The organism is Arthrobacter sp. Z4-13, assembly GCF_054792705.1.
In genome coordinates this window covers 797,273-823,019 of sequence record NZ_CP096459.1, presented here as the reverse complement: position 1 = coordinate 823,019, position 25,747 = coordinate 797,273, and the positions used below count along the sequence as shown (strand labels likewise).

The window sequence follows — 25,747 nt, the reverse complement described above, 5'->3', positions numbered from 1 at the left end:
TTCGCGACTTTGATGAACCTGTCGGGCTTATTCGCCAACCTGCCAGGGGCGGGAACATCGATTCTTCAAGGCTGGTCATCCATATCGAGAACCCCCAGCACCCCTGCGCATGCAGGGGGGTGCGGTATCCGCTAGCGGGTGCGGGCAGCCAGTGCCGAGTCCAGGTACTCCAGGTGTGCCGGGGCGACGCGAACAGTGCTGTCAGCGTATTCCGGGTGCTTGGTCAGGAACTTTTTGATGAACGGGCACACGGGAACGATGCCCCTCCCGGCGCTGACCGCATCGTCCAAGGCAGCGGTGGCGAGCTGGCCTGCCAAACCTTGCCCGCCGTATTCCTCATTGATCACGGTGTGGTAGAAAATCCGCTGGGGTGAGGCGCCGCCGTCGTAATCCTTGTACGCTGCCTTGCCGATCACGTTGCCGGCGTCGAGCATTTCGAAGCGCTGGTGGCCGGGGTTGTGGCGGACGGTGATCTGGCTCAAGGGGATCTCCTTCGATGCGGTTGTTTTGCTGCCCGTGCAAAGCCTAACCCGGGCCGGGCAGCCCTTATTTCCGCACCGGTTTCCCCACCAGGACCACCGTCCGCCGTTCCCGCCTTAGTTCAGGTATCCATTCGGGTTGAGGACGTACTTGGTGGCTGCGCCGGCGTCGAACTCCGCGTAGCCCTTCGGCGCTTCTTCCAGTGTGATGGGCTTGGCGTTGACGTTCTTCGCGATGCTCACCCTGTCATGCAGGATGGCCATCATCAGCTGCCGGTTGTACTTCATCACCGGGCACTGGCCTGTGGTGAAGCTCAGCGACTTGGCCCAGCCGGTGCCCAGGCTGAGGCTCAGGGCGCCCTTCTTCGCAGCCTCGTCAATACCGCCCGGATCACCGGTGACGTAGAGGCCGGGGATGCCCAAGGCACCGCCGGCCGCGGTGATGTCCATCAGTGAATTCAGCACCGTGGCCGGCGCCTCCTCGGCCTCTCTGCCGTGCCCGTGCCCGCGCGCCTCGAAGCCCACGGCGTCCACGCCGCAGTCCACTTCCGGCACGCCGAGGATCTGCTCAATCTGCTCCGCCGGGCCTCCCTTGGTGAGGTCCACCGTTTCGCAGCCGAAGCTGCGGGCCTGTGCCAGCCGGTCCTCGTTGAGGTCCCCAACAATGACGACGGCGGCGCCCAGCAGCTGTGCGCTCGTCGCCGCTGCAAGGCCCACCGGCCCTGCCCCGGCCACGTACACGGTGGAACCGACGCCTACCCCCGCGCTGACAGCGCCATGGTAGCCCGTGGGGAAAATGTCCGAGAGCATGGCAAGATCCAGGATCTTCTCCATGGCCCGGTCCTTGTCCGGGAACTTAAGCAGGTTCCAGTCGGCATAGGGCACCAGCACATAGTTCGCCTGGCCGCCCACCCAGCCGCCCATGTCAACGTATCCGTAGGCGCTGCCCGGACGGTCCGGGTTCACGTTCAGGCAAATGCCGGTCTTGCGTTCCTTGCAGTTCCGGCAGCGCCCGCAGGCGATGTTGAACGGCACCGAACAGAGGTCTCCGACTTTAATAAATTCGACGTCGCGGCCCACTTCAACCACTTCACCGGTGATCTCGTGGCCCAGCACCAGGTTCGGCGGTGCGGTGGTGCGTCCCCGCACCATGTGCTGGTCCGATCCGCAGATGTTGGTGGCCACGGTTTTGAGGATTACGCCGTGGTTGACGGCGCGCCCCACGTTGGCCGGGTTGACGCCCGGTCCGTCCTTGAGTTCGAACGTGGGGTAGTCGATATCGATCAGTTCGACCTTCCCGGGCGCTTTGTAGGCAACGGCTTTGTTCCCTGTCATCTCTCTCCTCTGTTATCCCCCTGGTCCGGGCGTCGATGTCCAGTCCTGGGAGCACTTTTTTCATGAGTGGTGATGCGTCCCCGGACAGTCTGCCGTCCTGCAACTCAATTGGTGCCTTGGCCGGGGTCTGCCCAGTCTAGGCACGGCCCCTGAGTGGAATCCATAGCTAAGGCGACCTTTAGACCACCATTTTGCGATATGGATTTCTGGCTGGAAGGCGTGAACTCCTGACTTCCATGGCGAAGCCTTGTAGTGTCGGCACCGGGAAAGCATCCAGTTGTTGGACCACATGTTGACGAGGAGCGAACCATGGCAGTCAGTGACGAAGAAGCGCAGGTGCTGGACCAGTGGAGCAATCGGCTTGCCCAGGCGCTGCAGATCCTGGACCTGGACGTGGACAACGAGCTGCTTCTGGACCTCGCCCGCAAATCGGCCGAGTCCGTGATCCACCCGGCCGCCCCGGTCACCACGTTCCTGGTGGGCTATGCCGCGGGCCTGGAAGCCGGAACGGGCAGTGCCGGGACGCGGGAAGCATCGAGTGCGGCGGTCACCAGGGCCGCCGGTGTGGCTTTCGGGTTGTGCGAGGACGGGCACGACGGCGGGCCCGCCAGCAAGGGCTGGGCTGACACCGCGCAGTAGTTATCCGGCGGCCGTCGGCTCCTCTTCGAGTACCGGAACGGGCTCCAGCCGCACGATCACGGCTTTGGACGCGGGCGTCTGGCTGCCCTCGGCCACGCTCTCCAGCGGCACCAGGACGTTCGCCTCCGGGTAGTAGGCGGCGGCGCATCCACGTGCTGACGGGTAGGACACCACCCGGTAGTTCCGGAGCACGCGCTCCACGTTGTCCGGGTACACACCCCGGATGTCAACGTGCTGTCCGTGTTCAAGGCCGAGTTCGGCCAGGTCCGCAGGGTTTACAAAAACCACCTCGCGGCCCTTTTTGATGCCCCGGTACCGGTCGTTGTGGCCGTAGATGGTGGTGTTGAACTGGTCGTGCGAACGGATGGTCTGCAGGATCAGGGTGCCGGTGGGCCTTTCCACGTGTTCGAGTTCGTTCACGGTGAGCATGGCTTTGCCGGTGGGCGTATTGAACGTGCGGGAGTCGCGGGGCCCGTTGGGCAGGACGAACCCGCCCTCCTGCCGGACCTTCCGGTTGTAATCCTCGCAGCCCACCACCACGTGGGAGATGTGTTCCCGGATCAGGTCGTAGTTCTTTTCGAAGCCAGCCCAGTCCGCGGAAATCCGGTCTCCCAGTACCCGATGCGCCAGCCGGCTGACAATCGCCACCTCCGAGAGCAGCCCCGGCGCCACCGGCTCCACCGTGCCATGGGAGGCGTGCACGGCGCACACGGTGTCCTCCACGGAGACGAACTGCGGGCCGGATTCCTGCCTGTCGATTTCAGTGCGTCCAAGCGTGGGGAGAATCAAGGCCTCCGCACCGGTCACGGCGTGGGAGTGGTTTAGCTTGGTGGAAACCTGTACTGAAAGCTCGGTGTTCACCATCGCAGCTTCCGCGGCACGGGTGTCCGACATTGCTCCCACGAAGTTGCCGCCCACGGCAATAAAGACCTTGATGCCGCCGTCACGCATCTGCCGGATGGTTTCCACCGCGTCCGCCCCGTGCTTCCGTGGCGGGTCGAAGCTGAATTCCTTTCCCAGCGCGTCCAGGAACGCCGGTGGCATCTGCTCCCAGATACCCATGGTGCGGTCCCCCTGGACGTTGCTGTGCCCGCGGATGGGCGAGGCACCGGCGCCGGGTTTGCCGATGTTGCCCCGCAGCAGCAGCAGATTGATCATCTCCTTGATGGTGGCCACGGCCTTCTTGTGCTGCGTAATGCCCATCGCCCAGGTGATGATCACCTTCTCGGCGCGAAGGTAACGGTCCGCGAGTTCGTCGATTTCCTCGGTACGCAGCCCTGTGGCCTCAAGGACGGCCGCCTCATCCAGCGTGGCCAGGTGCGCCCGCAGTTCCTCGAGTCCCAGGCAGTGTTCCTGGAGGAACTGATGGTCCAGCACTGTCCCGGGCGCCGCGGCCTCGGCGTCCAGGACGCGCTTGGACACGGCCTGCAGCAATGCCATGTCGCCGCCCAGCCGGATCTGGAGGAACTGGTCGGCCATATCCGTGCCGTGCCCGATGATCCCTTTCACCTTCTGCGGGTTCTTGTACCGCATCAGGCCTGCCTCGGGCAGCGGGTTGACCGCCACGATGCTGGCCCCGGCTTCCTTGGCTTCCTCGAGTGCGGTGAGCATCCGCGGATGGTTGGTGCCGGGATTCTGGCCCATGATGATGATGAGTTCGGCCTTGGCGAAGTCGTTGTAGGAAACCGTGGCCTTGCCGACACCAATGGTCTGTCCCATGGCCCAGCCGGAAGACTCATGGCACATGTTGGAGCAGTCCGGCAGGTTGTTGGTGCCGTATCCGCGGATGAACAACTGGTAGAGGAAAGCGGCCTCGTTCGAGGTGCGGCCGCTCGTGTAGAAGGCTGCCTGGTCCGGGGTGGGCAGTGAGTTGAGCTTGTCCGCGATGATGCCAAACGCCTCGTCCCAACTGACCGGCCGGTAATGGTCCTCGCCCGCGGGCTTGTACACGGGCTCCGTGAGGCGGCCCTGCATGCCCAGCCAGTACTCGGAGCGCTCCCGCAGTTCGCTGACGGGATGCTCGGCCCAAAACTCCGAACTGACCACCACAGGGGTGGCCTCCCAGGTGACTGCCTTGGCGCCGTTCTCGCAGAATTCGAACGTCTTGCGGTGGCCGGGGTCCGGCCAGGCGCAGCTCATGCAGTCAAAGCCGTCCTTCTGGTTCAGCGCCAGCAGGGTTTTCCGGGACCTGTCCACGCCCATGTGCTTCAACGCAGGCTGCATGGAGTGGTAGACGCCGGGCACCCCGGCAGCCCAGGTTTTGGGATGTCCGGTCACCTCAAGCTCGGACTCGTCGGCTTCTTCGACCTTCGGGTTTTCGCGTGTCACGATGCACTCTCCTTGCTTGTCCCGGCCCCAAAAGGTCACAGCGTCTGCCGGCGGACCAGTTCCTTCCACAGTTGTTCAGGGTGGCCGGGAAGTCAAGGATGGGAGTGGGCAGGTGGACAACAGCAGCGCTGTGCAGGAGGGGTGGTTTGTCCACATAGCGCTGCAAAGGACGACGGCGGGTCCCGGCCCGCGTTAGGCTTGATCCCTCGGCTGAAGCAAGCGGCCGCAGGAACCACTGTGCGGAGCCGCTCCCAATGTCCGACGATCGTGCCCTCAGCGCCCTTGCGGCGTCCTCCTTCTCCTTGCCCCACCTGCGCGACGGCCAGCTGGATGGCATCCGTGCCCTCGCAGACGGCCGCGATGTCCTGGCCGTGATGCCCACCGGATACGGAAAATCCGCCATCTACCAGGTCGCCGCCCGGTACCTTCACAACACAACGGGACGTCCCGCCGTCGTGGTGTCCCCGCTCATTGCCCTGCAGGAGGACCAGTTGGACGGGCTGGCCGCCGAGCTGGGCGAAGGCGCCGCCGTCGCCGTCAACTCCTCCCGCAGCGACTCCGAGGTGGAAACCGCCTGGCAGGCGGCTGAGTCCGGCGACGCAACCTTCCTGTTCCTCGCACCGGAGCAGCTGGCCAAGCAGGAAACCGTGGACCGCATTGCCAAACTGGATATCTCCATGTTTGTGGTGGACGAGGCCCACTGTGTCTCCTCCTGGGGCCATGACTTCCGGCCGGATTACCTCAACCTGGGCAACGTCCGCGAACGGCTGGGCAATCCGCCGGTAGCAGCATTGACCGCCACCGCCTCGCCGCCCGTGCGCGATGAGATCTGTGAACGGCTGGGTATGAAGGACCCGCTGGTCCTGGTCCACGGCTTTGACCGGCCCAACATCACCCTCGACGTGATCCGCCACCAGGAGGACAAGGGCAAGCGCAAGGCCGTACTGGAGCAGGTTGCGGCGCTCGCCCGGGAACAGGGGCAGGGACTGCTCTACGCCGCCACCCGCAAGGACACCGAGAAATACGCCGCCAAGCTCGAGAAGGAGGGGCTCCGCGCGGAGGCGTACCACGCCGGCCGCTCCGCAGGGGACCGCGAACGCATCCACGAGCTGTTCCTGGACGACCAGCTGGACGTGGTGGTTGCCACTACCGCCTTCGGCATGGGCATCGACAAATCCAACGTGCGCTTCGTGGTGCACGCCGACATCCCTGAATCCCTGGACTCGTACTACCAGGAGATCGGCCGGGCGGGCCGTGACGGCGGCCCCGCTTCAGCTGTGCTGCACTACCGCGCCGAGGACCTTGGCCTGCGCAAGTTCTTCGGCACGCACTCCCCCGATCCGGACTCGCTGCTGGCGGTGTTGAAGGTCCTCAAGTCCGCTGGCGCAGCCGCACCCAAGACGTCCCTGGCGGAGCTCACCGGCTTCCCGGTCCGCCGGGTCACAGGGCTCGTGAACCAGCTCGAGGAGACGGGCGGTGTCACCACCGGCAAGCGCGGCATCCGCCTTACCTCCAAAGCCAAACTGCCCTCCTTAGTGGACCGCGCCGTGGAAATTGCTGACGCCCGGCAGCGCGTGGACCAGTCAAGGCTCACCATGATGCGCGCTTTCGCGGAGACGGACAGCTGCCGGCGGCAGTTCCTGCTGGGCTACTTCGGCGAGGACCTGCCGGAATCGTGCGGCAACTGCGACGCCTGCGCCGATGCTGCCGGCCGCGCGGATGCGCCCGCCTTGGGAACGGAAATGCACGACGACGGCGGGCCGGGGGCCGCGGAACAGGCCGCCCCGGATACCGAGGAGCCCTTCCCGCTCCAGTCCGCGGTGGTCCACAAGGAGTGGGGTCCGGGGCTGGTGATGCGGCACGAGGATGACGTTATTACCGTCCTGTTCGAGCAGGAGGGGTACAAGACGCTCTCCCGTACCGCCGTCGTGGAGCACGAACTCCTGAGGCCTGCTTAGCTGCTGCGCACGCGGGTAGGCACGCGGGTAGGCTGGAAGGACACTCCGACGAAAGGCCCGCCGCGTGGACGTACCCTCCTCTGTCTGGACCCTGACCATCGCAGGAATTGTTGGCCTGCTTGCCTTCGATTTCTTTTTCCATGTGCGGAAGGCCCACACGCCCTCGCTGAAGGAATCCGCCACCTGGTCTGCCATTTATGTGGGTATCGCACTGCTCTTCGGGCTGGGTGTGCTGTTCTTCGGCGGACCCACGATGGGCACGGAGTACTTCGCGGGGTACGTCACGGAGAAGGCACTGTCCGTGGACAACCTCTTTGTGTTCCTCATCATTATGGCCAGCTTCAAGGTGCCCCGGGCGGACCAGCAGAAGGTACTGCTGTTCGGCATCGTTTTCTCGCTCATCGCGCGCACCGCATTCATCTTTTTGGGTGCCGCGCTGATCAACAGCTTCGCCTGGGTGTTCTACATCTTCGGCCTCATCCTGCTCATCACCGCCGGTAATTTGCTCCGGCCGAACAGCCACGACGAGGACGAGGACGGCCTGGTGGTCCGGCTCGCCAAGAAGTATCTTCCGGCGTCGGCCCATTATGACGGGGACAAGCTCTTCACCACCGAAAACGGCAAGCGTGTCCTCACTCCGATGCTCCTGGTGATGGTGGCGATCGGCGGGACAGACATCCTCTTTGCGCTGGATTCCATCCCCGCGATCTTCGGCCTGACCCAGAACGTCTTTATCGTTTTTACTGCCACCGCGTTCTCCCTGATGGGCCTGCGGCAGCTGTTCTTCCTGATCGACGGGCTGCTGGACCGACTGATCTTCCTTTCCTACGGCCTGGCAGCAATTCTTGGCTTCATCGGCGTCAAGCTCATCCTGCATGCCCTCCACGAAAACACGCTGCCGTTCATCAACGACGGCGCACACGTCAATGTGGTGGAAGTCAGCACCCAAGTGTCCCTGAGCGTGATCCTGGGAGTCCTGCTGGTCACGGTCCTGGCATCCATCTTCAGCCCCAAGGGCAAGGCGAAGAACGCTGTGTCCGGAGCCCGACGCCACGCCAACGAATACCTGGACCTCAACTACGAGACGGACATGGTGGAGCGCGACAAGATCTTCGCCCGGATGTGCCGCGAAGAGGACCAGATCCGCAAGCTTCCCGAGAAGTACAAGAAGCTCATCCGCAACGAGACGGAGTTCCTGGACCTGCTGCGCAGCGCCCATGCGGAGCACGACAAGGCCCAGGTACGGGCGGCCGCGGACAGCTAGCCTTGGCCGGATCCGTTCAGGCGGTCCGTATTGTCAGTGCCTCTTGCTAGGTTTGGTTCATAGCCGGGGGAACCCTCCTTAGGCTGATGATCACAGCCCGGCTGTCGATGGGGAGGCCACGTGTTTTTGCTCGAAGCTTCAGTAGCTGGCGCACCGCCGGACCTGGTGTTTTCTGCCAGCGATCTGGTGGCTGCCAGCGAGTGTGAGTACCGCACGCTCCGGATCCTGGACGAAAAGCTGGGACGCTCCCCTAAGGCCGTCTTTGAGGCTGACGAAATGCAGGTCCGTGCCGGCGGGCTGGGTGACAAGCACGAGCAAACCGTCCTCGCCAGCCTGGTCGCCAAGTACGGAGAGTGGGATGCCGGCCGTGGCGCTGGTGTCTACTGCCTCGAACGCGGCCAGAACCTACGCGGGGACCTGCAGGCCAGGCATGCGGAAACCGAACTCGCCCTCCGTTCCGGCGCCGACGTTGTTTTCCAGGCCACGTTCTTCGACGGCGAATTCCTGGGTTATGCGGATTTCCTTGTAAACGAAGCCGCCGGCACGGGCAGCCCCGGGCGCTACGAAGTCTGGGACACCAAGCTGGCACGGCACGCCAAGGTGGGCGCCCTGCTGCAGCTCGCGGCATACGGGGACCAGCTTCTCGGCATGGGTCTTGAACCCTCCCCCACCGTGACCCTGGTGCTGGGCACCCGTATGGGTGACGACTGGCTCCGCAGCAGCCACTCCCTTCCGGACCTGCTGCCTGTTTTCCGGGAACGACGCCGGCGCTTCCTCGAGCTGACTGCGCGGCACCGGTCCGCCGAGACCACCGTGCAGTGGCAGCAGCCGGGGATTGTCCACTGCGGCCGGTGCGACTACTGCGCCGAGCAGGTTCAGGTGCACCGGGACCTGCTGATGGTTGCCGGGATGTCCGTAGTGCAGCGCAGGAAGCTGCGCGCGGCCGGTGTCACCACCATCGAGCAACTGGCTGCGATGCCCCCCGGGGACGCCCAGAATTCCGTAGTCCGGTTGCGGGCGCAGGCCCGGATGCAGCTTGGCCTGGACACCCCGGCCGGATCCCGGACCTTCACGAAGGACGGCCAGGAACACACCGTCGCGTTCACGGTGCTGCCGGAGAACACCATCGGCTCGCTCCCGTCTCCCAGCCCCGGCGACATCTTTTTCGACTTTGAGGGCGACCCGCTCTGGCAGGACCCAGCCACCGGAGCCTGGGGTATTGAGTACCTTTTCGGTGTGGTCGAGGCACCGGTTCCGGGTGACTCCGGCGGCCCCGTGTTCCGCCCGTTCTGGGCCCACTCCCGGTCCGAGGAACGCCGCGCCTTCCTGGAGTTCCTGGAATATGTAGAGGAACGCCGCGCCCGCTACCCGGCGATGCACGTTTACCACTACGCCGCTTACGAAAAGACCGCCCTGCGGAACCTCTCCCTGGCCCATCAGGCCGGCGAGGACACGGTGGACACCTGGCTCAGGGAGGGGCTGCTCGTGGACCTCTACGCCACGGTCCGGCAGTCGCTGCGCATTTCCGAAGCGTCGTACTCCATCAAAAAGCTCGAACCGCTGTACATGGGCAACAACCTGCGCTCCGGAGACGTAAAGGACGCCGGTGCCTCGGTGGTCGCGTACGCCGCGTACTGTGCGGCACGGGACGCGGGCACCGACTCCGGCAAGGCCGAGGCCGGGAAGATCCTCGCGTCCATCTCCGACTACAACCGGTACGACTGCCTGTCCACCCTCCGGTTGCGCGATTGGCTCCTCGGAATTGCCGGCCAAGGCTATGCGGAGTTCGCAGGGCAGGCTGCGGAAGATTCCTCCACAGCGGAGGCCAGCCAGCCCGCTGCGGCCGGGTCCTCGGACCGCCCGGCAGTCCCGGAGGAAACTCCCGAGGAGTCCAGGCTGCGCGAATACCTCGCCGGCCTGCCGGACGACGCACCTTGGACGGACGACCAACGCGCGATCGCCATGGTGGCCGCCGCTACCGGATATCACCGCCGTGAACGCAAACAGTTCTGGTGGCAGCACTTCGACCGGGTGGAAGCACCGATCGAGAACTGGTCGGACCAGCGGAACGTGTTTGTGGTGTCTTCGGCCGAAGTGTCCTCGGATTGGGCGCTGGCCAAACCCAGGGAACGGTATCGCACGCGCGTCCTGCGGTTACGGGGAACGATGACCGATGGGTCAGATTTCCGGAGCGATTCCACCTGGTGCCGGCTCTACGACTCTCCCGCCCCTGACGGCATGGTTGCGCCCACTGCTGCGCCCGGTGCCCGGGCCTACACGTTCAAGACGAAAATCAGCGGGTTAGAGCCGGCACCGGACAATCCGCAGCACACCATTATCACCATTTCCGAGCGCGAGTCCGGGAAGGTGGCCGCTTACCCACACCTTCCCGTGGCCCTGACGGAGGATACGCCTATACCCACCGACAGCATCGAGGCTGCCATCGCCGAGATTGCGGCCGTGGTTGGCGCATCTTTGCCATCAATGCCGGCCCAGCCGGGACTGGACATCCTGCGCAAACAGCCTCCGCGGTTCCGCAGGCTCCAGCAGCCCGTGGACGTCCCGCACGGGCCGGACGGTTCCGCCGACTATGCCGCCGCGATCACCGGTTCTGTCCGCGACCTCGATCGTTCCTACCTCGCCGTCCAGGGACCTCCTGGCACGGGGAAGACGTTCGTTGGTGCCCGCGTCATCGGCCGGCTCGTCGCTGAAGGCTGGAAGATCGGCGTTGTGGGCCAGTCGCATAACGTCGTCGAAAATCTCCTCTGCTGTGCGATCAACACCGGGGGCGTCGATCCGGCTGTGGTAGCCAAGAAACTGGCGTCAGCGCACGACGTCCCGTGGAGTTTGACGGCCGAGGGCGATGTGGCGCGGCTGCTGGCTATGCCCGGCGGCTGCCTGGTGGGCGGCACGGCCTGGACCATGACGGGCAAGGAGGTCCCGGCCGGCTCTCTGGACCTGCTGGTCATCGACGAGGCCGGGCAGTTCTCGCTGGCCAACACCTTGGCAGTCTCCCGGGCGGCGAAGCGGCTCCTCCTGCTCGGTGACCCCCAGCAACTGCCGCAGGTCACGCAGGGCGCGCACCCCGAGCCGGTGGATGAATCTGCGCTGGGTTGGCTCGCCGCGGGACACGCCACCCTGCCTGCCAACCTTGGTTACTTCCTGGCGGACAGCTGGCGAATGCATCCGGAGCTGTGCCGCGCGGTCTCCCGGCTGAGCTACGACGGCAAGCTCCAGGCGGCGCCTGCGGCTTCGCAACGCGAGCTTGAGGGGCTCCCGCCGGGGGTGGAAACGTTCTTCGTGAACCACAGCGGCAACACCACCTCGTCGAAGGAAGAAGCTGCCGAGGTGGTCCGCCAGGCGCGGCGGCATCTCGGGCTGAAGTGGACTCCCGGCATGGATGCAGAGTCCCGGCCCCTGGGTCAGGACGACCTTTTGGTGGTGGCCGCGTACAACGCGCAGGTCCATCTGATCAGGAAAGCCCTCGAGGAGGAAGGCCTGACGGGCGTCCGGGTCGGGACGGTGGACAAGTTCCAGGGCCAGGAAGCACCGGTGGTCCTGGTCTCGATGGCGTGCTCGGCAGTCAGCGAGGCGCCCCGCGGGGCGGAGTTCCTGCTGAACAGGAACCGGATCAACGTCGCAGTATCGCGCGGGCAGTGGCGGGCGGTCATTATTCGCTCACCCGACCTCACCAGCTACATGCCGCATCGGCCGGCGGCGTTGGAGGAGCTCGGCGCGTTTATCGGCCTGAGCCCGCGGGAGTGAGCAATCCCCCGGAGCAGGACAATTCCACAGGCGTAGGCAGTGCGCCGGCCTTGGCTCAACAGTGAAGGCAAGGCTGCACGCGTGAGACGATCAGCGGGACTGGGTCAGCGGGCGTTGAAGCTGCGAAAGTTGCCCGCGGCGGGGGACATCGAGTCCTCCACCCGGTCCACCCGGCCCGGCGCGGCGTCAGAGTTCAGCCACGCGCGGAGCTCGTTGATCTTCCACTGTGGCCCCTCAGCCACCAGGGCGACCGAACCGTCGTCGAGATTCTTCACTTCGCCGGTGAGGCCCAGCTCCTCCGCCTTGCCCATCGTCCAGAAGCGGAAGCCGACCCCCTGCACCACGCCGAAAACGCGGGCAGTCAAACGCACCGCATCAGCATCAGCATCAGACTCATCGGGCGACGACCCTTCGTTCCTGGCCATGTTGTCTCCCCTCAGTCAGAGCCGTCCCCTCCCAACCAAGTAGCGCTAAGTGTCGTTTTGACGCTCCAAAACGACACTCAGCGCTACCCAGTTGGGCCGGGGGCACCTAGTTGATCGTGATGTCGCGGGTGCTGTGGTTGTAGCGGATGGTGACTGTTCCGCCGTCGTGGTGCAGTTCGTGGTTGGGGCCGTCGAAGGTGCCGAACGCGCCGTAGTTCTCGTCCCACGACCGGTTCAGGGCGATCTTGAAGGTGTAGTGCCCGGCCGGAAGTTCGGCGCTCTTCTTCCACAGCTGGTCCAGGAAGTCGAACTCCATCTGGGCTTCGTCGTATTGCGGCGCCCAGTTCTCCGGCGCGCCCAGGAGAGTGTTGAAGTCACCTGCAACAGCCACTGCTTCGGGCTGCGGGTGCGTTTCGACGTCCGCGTCCTCGAACGGCTCAGCAGCAGCGGCTTCCTCGGCCTTTGCCGGCGCCTTGCCGCGCACTGCCTTCACAACTGGTTCGACGGCGTCTTCAATCACCTTGGCTGCCTTGCCTACGGCTGCAGCCGCCTTCTTCGCAGGAGTCTTCTTCGCGGCGGTCTTTTTGGTCTCCACCTTTGCCGGAACCTCCAAGGTAGCCGTGGCAGCGGAGACCGGGCGGACGAAGCCTGCGGGAGCCGTGGGAACCTGCGTGTCGGCAGGGACCGGAGTGCCGGCATCGAGCGCGGTGGCAAAGGACACCGGATCCGGGTAGGCGACGGTGGCGCGCATGCCGTCTTCGGTGATGGTCCAGCCGGTGCGGCCCTTGACCAGCCAGCCGGCTTTGACCAGCTTGGCGGTGGCGGACGTCAGCGTCTTATGGCCGCGGGGAATGCCGCCGCTGAGCAGTTCGCGCTCGTGGTCGTTGAACGGCACGCGCGCGGTAGCCTCAGCGAGGACCTGGCCTGCGTTCAGTGCATCGCCGGACCACACGCCTTCGGTCAGGACATCCAGCACGGTCTTGAGTCGAAGGAAGGTGTTTTCTGCGGTGGACTTGGCCATGATTCCCCTTTATAAAAGCGATCGGTCTTAGGCATCATGCCAACTGCCCGTTAAATCGCGCGACTTGAAATGGTTAACTCTGCGTGTCGTGACCGACTATGAAGCGTACGTTCCAACAAGTGAGTCTGGAGTATCGGGTGCAGGGCTGGCTGCACAACCCGGAGCGTTGGCATTGGGCGCCGCCCTCCAATTCCCCAGACACGCCTGCGGCACCAAGTTTAGCGGCATTACGCCCCGCTTGTTGCGTGAGACACAACGGTGTCAGTGCGTTACTTCTCCGCCATTCAGTTCGTCCAGCAACTCCGCCTTCCGCTCCTCCGAAGCGAAGGACGAATGGATGGAGTTTGCGGCAAGCCGCGCCTTGTCGAAATCAGAGAGTTCGAACACCGATCCCAGCTGGGTGAAGTTGTCATCCACGTAGCCGCCGAAGTACGCCGGATCATCCGAATTGACCGAAACATTCAGCCCTGCAGCGAGCATGGCGGGCAGGGGATGGTCGGCCAGGGTGTCCACCGCGCGCAGCCGAACGTTTGACAGCGGGCAGACGGTCAGCGGGATCCGTGCGTCCACGAGGCGCTCCACCAGGTCGGGATCGTCCATGCAGCGGATTCCGTGGTCGATCCGCTCCACGCCCAGGATGTCCAGGGCCTCAATAATGTACGACGCCGGCCCTTCCTCGCCCGCGTGGGCGGTCAGCCGCAGGCCCGCTTCGCGTGCCTTGGCGTACAGCCGCTCAAACTTCGACGGCGGGTTGCCCACCTCGGCCGAGTCCAAACCCACCGCCCCGATCGGCGCGTTCATAGCCAGGAGGGCGTCGAGGACTTCCAAAGCGGACTCCTCAGGAAGATCCCGCAGGAATGCCGCGATCAGGACGGTGGAGATTCCGAAGTCTTCCTCCGACGTCGCCAGGACCGAGGCCACACCGTTGACGCAGGTCTTCAAAGGAACGCCGCGGGAGAGATGGGCCTGCGGGTCCATCATAATTTCCGCGTGCCGCACCCCGGCAGCGGCGGCGCGCTCAAGGTAGGCGTACGTCATGTCTGCGAAATCTTCCTCAGTCTGCAGCACCGCCATGTTGGCGTAGTACAAATCGAGGAAGGACTGCAGGTCCGTGAACTCATACCGTGCCCGCAGCTCGTCCAGCCCCGTATACGGCAACGCGATGCCGTTGCGCTCGGCCAGCGCAAAAATCAGCTCCGGCTCAAGGGTCCCCTCAATGTGCAGGTGCAGCTCCGCCACCGGGAGGAGTCTGGCGGGGACCTCGGGCTCAACGGCGACGAGTTCGGTTTCAGGCGCGGCAGTACCGCCTGCAGAGTTATCCATCCGGTCAGGATAATGCCCTGCGCCGGATTCGCCACTAGAGTCGAGCCAATGCAGAATGCCAAACACGCTGATGACCTGCAGTATCCAGCTCCTGTCCATGCCACCGACGGCTTTGTCCGGGTGCGCGGAGCCCGCGAGAACAATCTCCGCAACGTGGACGTTGATGTTCCGCGGGATGCGATCGTGGCGTTCACAGGGGTTTCCGGCTCCGGGAAATCATCACTTGCCTTCGGCACGATCTACGCGGAGGCCCAGCGCCGCTACTTCGAATCCGTGGCCCCGTACGCCCGCCGGCTCATCCAGCAGGGGCACAATCCCAAGGTGGAGCTGATCAGCGGACTGCCGCCCGCCGTCGCGCTTCAACAGCGCCGCGGCGCACCCAGCAGCAGGTCCACGGTGGGAACGGTCACCACGCTCTCCAATTCCCTGCGCATGCTCTTTTCCCGCGCGGGCACTTACCCCGCCGGCAGCACCCAGCTGGACTCGGACGCCTTCTCCCCCAACACAGCTGCCGGGGCGTGCCGGGAATGCCATGGCCTGGGCGTCGCGCACACCGTCACTGAGTCCTCGCTTGTCCCGGACCCCTCCCTGAGCATCCGCGATGGCGCCATCGCGGCCTGGCCGGGCGCCTGGCAGGGGAAGAACCTGCGGGACATCCTGACGCACCTGGGCTACGACGTCGACGTCCCTTGGCGCAGGCTGCCGAAGAAGCACCGCGACTGGATCCTCTTCACAGAGGAACAGCCCGTGGTGGAGGTGACTCCCCAGCGCGACCGCGTGGCCAAACCTTATAAGGGGCGCTTCTGGAGTGCCAGGAGCTACGTGCTCCATACGCTCGCCGATTCGCAAAGCGCCACCATGCGGGAACGGGTGCTTGCGTTCATGGAGTCCGGACCGTGCCCTCGCTGTTCGGGCACAGGGCTGACACCGGAGGCCCTGGCCGTCACGTTTGCCGGCAGGACCATCGCGGAACTGAACCGCCTCCCCATGGTGGATCTTGCGGAGGTGGTCCGTCCCACCTCCGAGTTGCACGACGCCGGCGCGGCCATACGCACGCAGGTTTCGGGCGAGTCGAACGAGGTGGCCGTGGCCATCACCCGGGACCTGCTCCAGCGCATCACTGTCCTGCTGGACCTCGGGCTCGGATACCTCGCCCTGGGCCGCGCCACACCCACGCTGTCGCCGGGCGAAATGCAGCGGCTCCGCATAGCCACCCAACTTCGCTCCGGCCTCTTCGGCGTGATCTACGTGCTGGACGAACCGTCTGCAGGGCTTCACCCGGCCGACGCAGAGCCACTCCTGGATGTCTTGGAGCAACTGAAGTCCTCCGGCAACTCGGTGTTCGTGGTGGAGCACAACATGGATGTGGTCCGCAGGGCCGACTGGCTGGTGGACGTTGGTCCCCGTGCCGGCGAAGGCGGAGGCAAGGTGCTCTACAGCGGACCCGTCAACGGGTTGGCCGACATCGAGTCATCAGTCACCAGGCCCTTCCTGTTTGACGATGCCCTACCGCAAGTCCCCGGTGTTTCCCGCGATTACCTGGCACGCGGCCAGGCACGGGAGGCCGCCGGGTGGTTGGAGCTAAAGGACGTCAGCCGGCACAACCTGCGCGGACTGGACGCGCGTTTTCCCCTTGGTGTCCTGACTGCCGTCACCGGCGTTTCAGGCTCCGGCAAGTCCACGCTTGTAGGGCGTGTGCTGGCCGGCGTGGTGGGATCCGGGCTCAAGGCGCCCGGTGAGGCAGACGAAGCGGCGGACCCGTTGGCGCTGGGAGCCGTCACCGGAAACGATCACATTGACCGCCTGGTGACGGTGGACCAGAAGCCCATCGGACGGACGCCGCGGTCCAACCTGGCCACCTACACGGGGCTTTTTGATGCTGTCCGCAAGGAATTTGCCGCCACCGAAGATGCCAGGCTTCGGGGCTTCGGTGCCGGCAGGTTTTCCTTTAACGTGGCTGGCGGGCGCTGCGAGACCTGTCAGGGCGAGGGTTTTGTTGCTGTCGAACTGCTCTTCCTGCCCGGCAGTTACGGCCCGTGCCCCGAATGCGCCGGGTCCCGCTACAATCCGGAAACGCTCGAGGTGCAGTGCCGGGGCAAGAACGTGGCGGAAGTGCTGGCCATGACGGTGGACATCGCCGCGGAGTTCCTGGCCCATGTCCCCGCCGCGGCCCGGAGCCTCAAGAGCCTGCAGGATGTTGGGCTCGGCTATCTGCGGCTCGGGCAGCCGGCAACTGAGCTCTCGGGTGGGGAGGCGCAGCGTATCAAGCTGGCCACGGAGCTTCAGCGCGCCCAACGCGGGCACACGCTGTACCTGCTGGATGAACCCACCACGGGCCTTCACCCCGCCGACGTGGAACTGCTGATGGCGCAGCTCCACGGCCTGGTGGACGCCGGAAATTCGGTGGTGGTTGTTGAGCACGAGATGGCGGTGGTGGCCGGCGCCGACTGGGTGATTGATCTGGGACCGTCAGGTGGCGACAAAGGCGGGCAGATCATGGCAACCGGGACACCGGCCGCCGTCGCACAGTCCCTTGAAAGCCGCACGGCCCCCTATCTGGCCGCGGTGCTCGGTCAGAAAACTGTCAGCCAACGCCCAGCTAAGATCTCGATTTGATAACGCTCCGGTGATGTCCTAGCGTGAAAGGCATGCCCGCGAATGTGGGCGCATGAATGCCCGGTGCTGCCTCCACCAGAACTGCCCAGCTGGCAGCCACCGAACTTGACCTCTATTCGTCAGGGGTGGGCAGTGGCGCGACGATCTCCGGGGACGGAGCCAGCGCAGGTGGCCTTCAGGAGCATCACCACCATGAAAAACACCACTTTCCGTACTGCCGCGCGCCGCGGAGCCACTGTCGCCGCCATTTCGGCTGCAGGGCTGGCCCTTTCCGCCACCGGGGCCAACGCCACCACCAGTGCCTCCACCTGGGACGCCCTCGCGCAGTGTGAGAGCGGCGGCAACTGGGCAACCAATACCGGCAACGGCTACAGCGGCGGCCTTCAGTTCAGCCCCAGCACATGGGCAGCATACGGCGGCACGGGTTCGGCCGCCGACGCCAGCCGCGAGCAGCAGATCGCAGTGGCCGAGCAGGTCCAAGCGTCGCAGGGCTGGGGCGCCTGGCCATCCTGCGCTGCGAAGCTCGGCTTGAGCGGGGGCGCCACCGGCGTCGCACCGCAAAGCGTTCCCGTCCAGAGCGTGCCGGCCCAGGCCGCGCCCGTTCAGGCTGCTACCGCGCCAAGCGCGGCCGTCCAGAGTGCGCCCGTCACCTCGACGCCCGCCGCCCAGGCGCCCGTTGCCAAGCACGTCACCGCGGTTGCCCTGAGCGGCGAGACCTACACCCTGCAGGCCGGCGACACTTTGAGCATCGTGGCTGAGAAGCTGGGTGTCGACGGCGGCTGGCAGCACCTTGCCGACGCGAACCTGGACACAATTTCCGACCCTAACCTCGTCTTCGAAGGACAGGTCATCCAGCTTCCCGCGTAAACGGTGACATGGTAGTGCCTGAGGCCCGCAAGGGCTCCCCAATCGGTCGGCGATAGACAAATTCCGTTGACCAAAGAACGACGCCGGCACGCTCCCAAAAGGGGCGGACCGGCGTCGTACTTTTTGTGATGCTGTTGTAGACGGATGCCTTAGCTGGTCGCCGGCAACTCGCGGACGATGCGCACTTTCCAGGCGGAATCGTCGCTCGTGTCCAGGAGGGCAACGGTGCCATGCGCCAAGTTAAGTGCAACGCGTTTGGCGGCCAGGAGCTCCAGGTACAGGTGCTCGTTCATCCGGCTGGGGGTATCGATCATGTACTTCACGGCGTCGCGCACCTTGCGGTAGTTGGCGCTGCGTTCCCGGTGGAGGTGCAGCTCCAAAGCCGAGCGCTGCTTGAGCCGCGGCTCGTGGCGGTTCAACCAGGTGACGGCGGCGTGAACGCCAACGACGAGGGTGAGTGAGACGCCGTAAATCCACCATCCGCTTGAGAGCAGGAAGAGCGGCAGATTAGCGATAGCCACGATCGCGATCACCACGCGCGCAGCTGCGATGCGGCGCATAGTGGTGGCGACGGCGGCCATGCCGGCGCGGAAGCCATGCTGCTCCTTGCGCGCGGCTTCGGCGTCGAGGGTGAATTCGTCAAGGACCAGGATGCCCTTTGCTTCCGGACTCAGCATCTGCCCGTAGCGGGGGGCGAAGACGTGGGTGATTCCGGTGGATTTTTCAGGTGTGAATGTCATGAGAGGGCTTCCAGAACGCTTGGGTGGTTGCGGTGATCTTAGTGGTTCCGTCCACCTGTTGTATGCATGGGTCCACATGGTGAACATTTTGGCGCCGCTTCTGTGGCGCCTGGCACTGCAATTGGCACATTTGCCGGCGGCCGTCAGACTGAAGGGATGCAAACCTTCCTCCCGTACCCTGATTTCCGGCAGACCGCCGCTGCCCTGGACACTGCCCGGCTGGGCAAGCAGCGAGTCGAAGCGCTGCAGACGCTCCGCGCATTGGTAATTCCCGGATACGGTTGGCAGACCCACCCCGCCATCCGGATGTGGATGGGCTACGTGCCGGCCCTGACGATGTACGGGCTGGCGATGGTGGACGAGTGGACCGAGCGCGGGCACCCCGACAAGACCCGAGCGAACATCACCGAGTTCGCGCCGCAGGCGGCCCATCCGGATTACACCTCGAAGATTCCCATGCCGCCCTGGCTCGGCGATACGGATTTCCACCTGAGCCACCGGTCCAAGCTGGTGCGCAAGGAACCCAAGTTCTACAGCTCCATCTTCACGGACGCGGTTCCGGACATGGACTACCTCTGGCCCGAACCCAAGCACGAGTTCCTGCCGCAGGAACCCGAGGGAGACATTCTCTGGATCCTCCGCTCGCCGCATCACGACGTCGATCCCCAGGCCCTGGACACGGTGGCACTGCCGCCGGTGCATGGATTCACCGCTGCCGCCGTAGCTGACGAGGATGACGATTACACCCCCGTCTACATCGAGGACGGGTCCCGCCGTCCCTCAAAGCAGCCCCGGAAGGCCCCGCCGAAGCAACTGGTGAAGAAGCCCACCCGCAAGCGCCTGGCGCAGGAGGAAGCCTTCTCCACGCTCCCCGGAAAGACGCCCGTGGCTGTTCCTTTCGAGCACGGCACGAAATTTGCGGTAGGGCAGGTGGTGGGGCGGCCCATCACGCTCGACGACGGCAGGTTTGGCAGGAATTTCACGGTCACCGAGATCATCGACCGGTCCGCCTTCGCCTACCCGGCACTCCTGCAGGACCCTCGCGTGTTCTTCCCGGTGGAGGCACCGTAGGGCATGACAATCCTCTTGGCCGGATGCGGCGATCTTGGAACGGAAGCAGGAGTGCGGTTCGCGGCGCAGGGCCACGGCGTTGTGGGCTGGCGCCGCTCCCCTGGGAAATTGCCCCGCGCTATCAAAGGTGTGGCGGCTGACCTAAGCGCACCGGACCTTCCGCCGGTCCCGGCGGACACCACCGCCGTCGTCATAGCTGTGGCTGCCGACTCACCAACGGAGGACGCCTACCGTGCCGCATACGTGAGGGGCCTTTCCAATGTCCTTGGCGCATTAGAGCGGGACGGCGTAACCCCGGAACGCGTGCTCTTTGTCTCCTCCACCGCTGTTTACGGCGACGCTGGAGGCGGCTGGGTCGACGAGGCTACACCGGCGTTTCCGGGCGGATTTTCGGGGCAGGTCCTTCTGGAGGCTGAAGAACTCCTGGCTGCCAGGTTTGATGAGACAAAGACGACGTCGGCCTCACTCCGGCTTGGCGGCATCTACGGTCCTGGCAGGACCCGGTTGATCGATCAGGTGCGCAGCGGTTCAGCCATCATTCCGGAAGATTCCCGTTTCACCAATCGCATCCACCGCGACGATGCCGCTGCTGTGATCGTCCATCTCGCCACCATGCCACTCGAACTGGCGCCCGTTTATGTTGGTGTGGACGACGAACCCGCCGACCTTGGTGCCGTCCTCCGCTTCCTGGCAGCCGAAATGGGCTTTACCGAGCCGACTGTGGGAGACGCCGGGCCAGCGCGCGGGGGCAACAAGCGCTGCCGCAACCAACTCCTGCGCAACACTGGTTTCGAGTTCAACTTTCCGTCGTTCCGGGAGGGCTACCGTGACATCCTTGCCGGGAACGGGGTGCGGCACCCGTAGGTTGTGGGCCTTCCCTCGCATCGAGACTGTCGGAGAGTTTGTCGACTTCGCCGGAGTGGCCGTCATGGTCATCGGGGCGCTGGTTTCCATTCCGATGGCGCTCCGCGGGCACCAGCCGCGACTTGCCGGCGGGGGCTGAAAGCCTCAGCACGTACCGCCTTTATCGGCAACTGCTGGGCAGGTCCATCCTGCTGGGCCTCGAACTCCTGATTGCGGCCGACATCATCCGCACGGTGGCCGTACCCCGACGTTCGAAAGCGTGGGGGTCCTCGCCATGATCGTGCTGATCAGGACGTTCCTGAGCTTCTCGTTGGAGCTGGAAATTACGGGTCGGTGGCCGTGGCAGAAAGAGCCAGATACCTCGGAGTCCGAGGAGGCTCCTGCGCGCTGATTTCTTTGGTGGTTACCAATTAGCTGACGTGGCCCGGTTATCCACATAGCGGTCATTGCGAGCACTTTTGTCAGGGGTCTTTGGCAGAGTTGTCCCATGGAAGCCATGGGGGATCAGCTTGCGGAGTACGGCAGTACTACTGCCGTACTCACGCGGGCTGGGAGCAGTCCCGGCCGTGGCCCTCAGGCGTACGACGACGACTCCCGCCTCAGTCCTACCGGTCACCTCCGCGTCGTTCCCGCCAGGCCCGCCCCTCATGATGATGAACCCGACGAAGCTGTGCCGGCTGATGCTGTGCGGGGTGAGGCGGCGCCGGCTGATGCTGTGCGGGGTGAGGCGGCGCCGGCTGATGCTGTGCGGGGTGAGGCGGCGCCGGCTGATGCTGTGCGGGGTGAGGCGCCGCCGGCTGATGCTGTGCTGGCTGAGGCCGTGCCCCTCGCCCCGGTCGCCGGGGCGAGTGCTGATGCGGCGGTCAGCTTGGCGGAGATTTGCCGGCTCCTGGCTGCTGCCGCCGCTGCTGCCCCCTCAAGGCTTGCGGCGGCTGACTACGTTGAAGCCGCTGATTTTGCCGGGCAGGTGGAGGAGCTCTCCCGGGGTGTGGAATACCTGCAGATCCTGGCCGCCGGTGTCGTTGACCGTACCCGGGCACGGGCCATAGCGGACGCCGGCACCGCCCGTGCCTGCCGCTCCCGGACGGGCAAAAACTGGGTGACCGGCTGGGACAACGGCGTTGAAACCCTGGATGAGACGGACGCCGCCTGGCCCGAGGGCGCAGCAGCAAGCGGTTCAACTGCCAGCGGCCCAACCACCAGCGGCTCGGTGACCAGCGGTTCAGTCGGCAGTGGCACCGGGGCCTGGACCGACAGGCAGGATCGCGTTGTCACATCGCCGGCCGACGACGGGTGCGCCAACACCGCCGAGTTCCTCCGCCAGCGGCTGCGTATCGGCAAGAGCGAAGCCCACCGCCGCCTCGCCCTCGCCGCGGACATCCTGCCCGCCACCACCCTCACAGGCGACACCACCCCGGCCCCGCGCGAACACCTCGCCGCCGCCCTCGCGCCCACACCCGCCACAAACCTCGACAACACCGGCACCAGCACCGGCACCGGCACCGACGATTCCAGCACCGGCTCCGGCCCCAATCCGGACGATCGTACCGAAAACACCGCCGGCACCAATGCACTTACGGCGCCCGGTCAGGGCCCGGCCAGCCCTGCCGTCTCATCCCGGGCCGGGACCATCATCAGCCTGACCCTGAACCGGCTCCAGCACCTCACCACACCGGAAAAACTCGCGCTGATCGAGGAGAACCTCACCACCACCGCCGCCACCACCGACCCGGACTTCCTCGCCCGCGTCGCCCGCCGCTGGGCCGACACCATCGACGCCGACGGCACCGAACCCAGCGAAGAAACCCTCCGCCACACCCAGGGCGCGTTCATCCGCAAACCCCGCCACGGCCTGCACCACCTCGAAATCTTCGCCACCACCGACCAATACGAACACCTCCTCACCGTCATGAACACCGCCACCAACCCCCGCACCACCACAGGCACCAGCACTGCCCCCACAGGCACCCGCACTGGAAGTGGCAGCGGCAGTGGCAGTGGCAGTGGCACCGGACTGAGCCCCTGGCACGACGGCGAGGTGGAACTCGACCGCCGCACCCGGCCGCAGAAACAACTCGACGGACTCGTCGGTGCCGCGAAAGTTGCCCTGGCCACCAACACCCTGCCCAACACCGGCGGCAACCGCCCCCAAATCATCGCCACCATCAACTACCAAGACCTCCTCCCCCACCGGACGGGCACCAATTACACGGGCAACGGCGGCACACGCACCGGCACCGGCACAGCCACAAACACCACCACCACAAACACCAACACCACCGGCACCGGCACGGGCAACTTCGTGTTCACCGGACCCGTCGCCGCAGCCGCCCTCCGCAAACTCGCCTGCGACGCCGACATCATCCCCGCCGTCCTCGGCACCCACGGCGAACTCTTGGACCTCGGCCGCAAAGCCCGGCTCTTCACCACCGCTCAACGCCTTGCCCTCACCGCCCGCGACCAAGGCTGCACCTTCCCCAACTGCACCATCCCCGCCCCCTGGTGCGAAGCCCACCACATCACCTACTGGTCCCACGGCGGCCCCACCACCACCGACAACGGCGCACTCCTCTGCTCCGCCCACCACCACCTCATCCACAAAGAACAATGGACCATCACCACCATCAACGGCACCCCCTGGTACACACCCCCAAAACACCTCGACCCCCACCAAAAACCCCAACAAAACAACTACTTCAAACCACCCCCACCACCCTGTGAATGAACACCCTTCGAAAATGAAGAAATCAACGCAGTGGAATGAACGCCGGGGAAGCGGTTTAGCAGCTACATTCCGAGAAAACCCAAAGGTACCCATCGGGAGGGGCTGCCACCACCCCGCCGTCAAACGTTCAGCAAGCCGTCCTTCCCGGGAAAAGCCGCACTGCTGCTTACCGACGAGCTCCGTTACGCTTCACAGCACGAAGGCAACCACCAGTGCAAAGGCCGCTTTACCGGTACCACCCTTCTTGCGGTGATGGCCAGCGTTCTCCGGGCACCTTTGCACTGAAGTAACAGGAGCGGGCGATGATACAACACCAAAACGGGGTGCCACGATGGCCGCTGCCGGAGGATCTGCCTCTTCCTGTCATCATGGATCAGCGCTGGATAGACGTCGTTTTCCTCCACTGGCGCATTCCGGAACCCGTTGCTGCCCGGTTTATGCCCCAGGGCGTTGAGCCGGACACTTTCGAGGGAAGCTCCTGGGCGGGCCTTATCGGCTTCCGTATGAAGGAGGCTGGGATTGGCCGCGGACCGGGCATCCCCCACCTGGGGAGTTTCACTGAGGTCAATGTCCGCCTTTACTCCCATGAGCCTGACGGAACGCGTGGTGTGGTTTTTCTGAGCCTGGACGCAAACCGGCTGCCCGTGGTCCTGGCCGCTCGGGCGGCTGGCCTACCCTATGTCTGGTCACGCACGGGGTACGAGCCGCCCTCAGTTTTGGCCCCTGTCATCAGCTACTCCGTCCGCAGGTTCCGGCGGGGCGCACGCAGCATCTTTCGTGCTGCGCCGGATCTTGGCACCTCTGCGGAGGATCCCCTCTCCACTCACCTGACGGCACGATTCGGGCTGCACACCACTTTCAGGGGACATACCGTCTACATTCCTAATACGCACGAACCATGGCCCCTGTATGTGGCAGACGTGCTCGAACTAGAGGACGGGTTGCTGGGAGCCGCGGGGATCGAAGTGGTCGGCCCGCCGGAGTCCGTACTGTACTCGCCCGGTGTCCGAACACAATTCGGCCGGCCCCGTGTCGTCGGCCGATAGCTGACTTAAGCCGTATGTCCTAAACGTCCTGCCAGCCGCGGCCTTCGCTGAAAGTGGCCACGAGGTTTCCGACGCCAGCGTTCAACGAGTTGGACGGGTCGAAGTACAGGGATGCTTCGGTTGCACGGCTGTGAGTGATCAGCTGCTCGGCTTCCACTTTTGCCTCGGGAACCGTGGCTCCAATGATGCCGGTCCGCGCCGGCAGTTCGGGATTGTGCACCACATCGGCGTTTGTCTGGGTCAACGGAATGGTAGTACCGGAGTTGATCTCATCGTGCGGGAACTCAAACTCGGGGTCGTCGGCGGCGGCAGGGATGGTGTACTCCAGGAAGTAAGTCATGAAACCACCTTTGCAGAAACCCCTCATCATCGAAAGTATGCCCACGGATCGTAGGCCTGCGAAGTATTCTCACGTCAAGGGCCTGCTCCTATACTTGCGGCATGATGATGTCGCTGTGGTTTGGCGTCATAGCGTCCAGCGCTCTGGTCCTGGGTGCCTTCATCGGCGTCCGCTTTGAACTCCCCAAGCGCCTTCTGGCAATGCTGTTGGCCTTCGCAGCAGGTTCGCTCATCACAGCCCTCGCTTTCGAACTTTTCCAGGACGCCTATGAACACGGCGGAATCATCCTCGCAGCTATCGGCCTGATGGGCGGCGCGGTAGTGTTCACGGTCCTCAGCGCGCTGTTGGACCGGTGGGCGCAAGCCGGAGACCAGAAGCAGGCAGCACCTGCCGATGAGTTCGAGGGCAGCGCCAAGCTGGACACCGACGCGGCCGCCAGCGATAAGTCAGCCACATCTGCTTCAACCCGCGGAGCAGCTGGTTTGGCCCTCTTGGCTGCCGTAACCCTCGATGGCGTGCCGGAGAACGTTGCCCTCGGAATCTCGCTGGGCGAAGGAACCGGCGGCTTGGCGCTCCTGGCAGCTATCTTCGTCTCCAATTTCCCGGAAGCACTGGTAGGTTCGGCGTCCATGCGCAGCCAAGGCCGGTCGACGGGCAGCATCCTCGGACTCTGGCTGGGGTGCGCGGTTCTGCTCGTCATCGCCGTCGTAGTGGGAGCGGGACCGCTCTCCGGAGCAGACCCGGAGGCCATCTCGATACCTTTGGCGTTTGCTGCCGGGGCGGTGATCGCATCGCTGGCGGACACCCTGATGCCCGAAGCCTATGAACACGGCGGCCCGGCCGTCGCGCTGAGCACGGCGGCGGGATTCGTCCTCGCGTTCGTGCTGTCGCTGGCCTAAGGCGTAACTGCCGGGCAGCAGCCACACCCAGCACCCCGAAAT

General features: G+C 64.9%; 19 protein-coding genes and 1 pseudogene. 12 read left to right on the top strand and 8 right to left on the bottom strand.

The annotated features are described in order from the left end of the window. Window positions 1–131 precede the first annotated feature (131 nt). Both M1E07_RS05710 and fdhA read right to left on the bottom strand, forming a co-directional pair. Complete coding sequence (locus M1E07_RS05710; RefSeq protein ID WP_461189293.1) at window positions 132–482, bottom strand: GNAT family N-acetyltransferase; 351 nt, start codon at window positions 480–482, stop codon at window positions 132–134. Window positions 483–596: 114 nt separating this feature from the next. Continuing rightward, complete coding sequence (fdhA, locus tag M1E07_RS05705) at window positions 597–1,814, bottom strand: formaldehyde dehydrogenase, glutathione-independent (protein WP_461189292.1); 1,218 nt, start codon at window positions 1,812–1,814, stop codon at window positions 597–599. Window positions 1,815–2,123: 309 nt separating this feature from the next. On the opposite strand from fdhA, the gene M1E07_RS05700 reads away from it, so the two are divergent. Next, on the top strand, window positions 2,124–2,453 hold the full coding sequence (locus M1E07_RS05700) for a DUF6457 domain-containing protein (RefSeq protein WP_461189291.1): 330 nt from the start codon (window positions 2,124–2,126) through the stop codon (window positions 2,451–2,453). Here the strand turns inward: M1E07_RS05700 and M1E07_RS05695 are convergent, their stop codons facing one another. Then, window positions 2,454–4,781 carry an FdhF/YdeP family oxidoreductase gene (locus M1E07_RS05695; RefSeq protein ID WP_461189290.1) on the bottom strand — a complete coding sequence of 776 codons (2,328 nt, stop codon included), beginning with the start codon at window positions 4,779–4,781 and terminating at the stop codon, window positions 2,454–2,456. Window positions 4,782–5,035: 254 nt separating this feature from the next. On the opposite strand from M1E07_RS05695, the gene M1E07_RS05690 reads away from it, so the two are divergent. The 3 genes from M1E07_RS05690 to M1E07_RS05680 all read left to right on the top strand — a co-directional run bounded on the left by M1E07_RS05690 (window position 5,036) and on the right by M1E07_RS05680 (window position 11,768). Further along, window positions 5,036–6,739, top strand: coding sequence for a RecQ family ATP-dependent DNA helicase (locus M1E07_RS05690; protein ID WP_461189289.1), 1,704 nt, complete (start codon window positions 5,036–5,038; stop codon window positions 6,737–6,739). Between the two features lie 64 nt (window positions 6,740–6,803). Further along, complete coding sequence (locus tag M1E07_RS05685) at window positions 6,804–8,003, top strand: TerC family protein (RefSeq protein ID WP_461189288.1); 1,200 nt, start codon at window positions 6,804–6,806, stop codon at window positions 8,001–8,003. A gap of 120 nt (window positions 8,004–8,123) precedes the next feature. Continuing rightward, complete coding sequence (locus M1E07_RS05680; RefSeq protein WP_461189287.1) at window positions 8,124–11,768, top strand: TM0106 family RecB-like putative nuclease; 3,645 nt, start codon at window positions 8,124–8,126, stop codon at window positions 11,766–11,768. 104 nt (window positions 11,769–11,872) lie between these two features. Here M1E07_RS05680 and M1E07_RS05675 read toward each other — a convergent pair whose 3' ends face one another. The 3 genes from M1E07_RS05675 to M1E07_RS05665 form a co-directional block, all read right to left on the bottom strand. After that, entirely contained in the window at window positions 11,873–12,193 is a 321-nt protein-coding gene (locus tag M1E07_RS05675) for an acylphosphatase (protein ID WP_461189286.1), read from the bottom strand. Between the two features lie 106 nt (window positions 12,194–12,299). Then, the gene (locus M1E07_RS05670) at window positions 12,300–13,214 is read right to left on the bottom strand and encodes a pullulanase X25 domain-containing protein (protein ID WP_461189285.1); all 915 of its coding nucleotides are present in this window, start codon (window positions 13,212–13,214) and stop codon (window positions 12,300–12,302) included. Window positions 13,215–13,475: 261 nt separating this feature from the next. Then, window positions 13,476–14,537, bottom strand: coding sequence for an adenosine deaminase (locus M1E07_RS05665; RefSeq protein WP_461189284.1), 1,062 nt, complete (start codon window positions 14,535–14,537; stop codon window positions 13,476–13,478). Window positions 14,538–14,585: 48 nt separating this feature from the next. Here M1E07_RS05665 and uvrA point away from each other — a divergent pair, with 48 nt between their 5' ends. Both uvrA and M1E07_RS05655 read left to right on the top strand, forming a co-directional pair. Beyond that, the gene (gene uvrA, locus M1E07_RS05660) at window positions 14,586–17,153 is read left to right on the top strand and encodes an excinuclease ABC subunit UvrA (protein ID WP_461189283.1); all 2,568 of its coding nucleotides are present in this window, start codon (window positions 14,586–14,588) and stop codon (window positions 17,151–17,153) included. A 192-nt stretch (window positions 17,154–17,345) separates the two neighbouring features. Then, window positions 17,346–18,020, top strand: a complete 675-nt coding sequence (locus tag M1E07_RS05655) for a transglycosylase family protein (RefSeq protein WP_461189282.1) — start codon at window positions 17,346–17,348, stop codon at window positions 18,018–18,020. Between the two features lie 149 nt (window positions 18,021–18,169). Here the strand turns inward: M1E07_RS05655 and M1E07_RS05650 are convergent, their stop codons facing one another. Continuing rightward, complete coding sequence (locus M1E07_RS05650; protein ID WP_461189281.1) at window positions 18,170–18,760, bottom strand: hypothetical protein; 591 nt, start codon at window positions 18,758–18,760, stop codon at window positions 18,170–18,172. 156 nt (window positions 18,761–18,916) lie between these two features. Between M1E07_RS05650 and M1E07_RS05645 the strand changes: the two genes are divergently transcribed. From M1E07_RS05645 to M1E07_RS05625, 5 genes and pseudogenes are all read left to right on the top strand, one after another. Then, the gene (locus tag M1E07_RS05645) at window positions 18,917–19,831 is read left to right on the top strand and encodes an MSMEG_6728 family protein (protein WP_461189280.1); all 915 of its coding nucleotides are present in this window, start codon (window positions 18,917–18,919) and stop codon (window positions 19,829–19,831) included. A gap of 3 nt (window positions 19,832–19,834) precedes the next feature. Beyond that, window positions 19,835–20,695 carry an NAD-dependent epimerase/dehydratase family protein gene (locus M1E07_RS05640; protein ID WP_461189279.1) on the top strand — a complete coding sequence of 287 codons (861 nt, stop codon included), beginning with the start codon at window positions 19,835–19,837 and terminating at the stop codon, window positions 20,693–20,695. A 64-nt stretch (window positions 20,696–20,759) separates the two neighbouring features. Beyond that, window positions 20,760–21,086, top strand: a pseudogene (locus tag M1E07_RS05635) (DUF1622 domain-containing protein). Between the two features lie 96 nt (window positions 21,087–21,182). Then, on the top strand, window positions 21,183–23,420 hold the full coding sequence (locus M1E07_RS05630) for an HNH endonuclease signature motif containing protein (RefSeq protein ID WP_461189278.1): 2,238 nt from the start codon (window positions 21,183–21,185) through the stop codon (window positions 23,418–23,420). A gap of 302 nt (window positions 23,421–23,722) precedes the next feature. Then, entirely contained in the window at window positions 23,723–24,466 is a 744-nt protein-coding gene (locus M1E07_RS05625; RefSeq protein WP_461189277.1) for a YqjF family protein, read from the top strand. Between the two features lie 19 nt (window positions 24,467–24,485). Here M1E07_RS05625 and M1E07_RS05620 read toward each other — a convergent pair whose 3' ends face one another. Further along, window positions 24,486–24,806, bottom strand: coding sequence for a hypothetical protein (locus M1E07_RS05620; RefSeq protein WP_461189276.1), 321 nt, complete (start codon window positions 24,804–24,806; stop codon window positions 24,486–24,488). A gap of 101 nt (window positions 24,807–24,907) precedes the next feature. Between M1E07_RS05620 and M1E07_RS05615 the strand changes: the two genes are divergently transcribed. Continuing rightward, the gene (locus tag M1E07_RS05615) at window positions 24,908–25,705 is read left to right on the top strand and encodes a ZIP family metal transporter (RefSeq protein WP_461189275.1); all 798 of its coding nucleotides are present in this window, start codon (window positions 24,908–24,910) and stop codon (window positions 25,703–25,705) included. Window positions 25,706–25,747 lie beyond the last annotated feature (42 nt).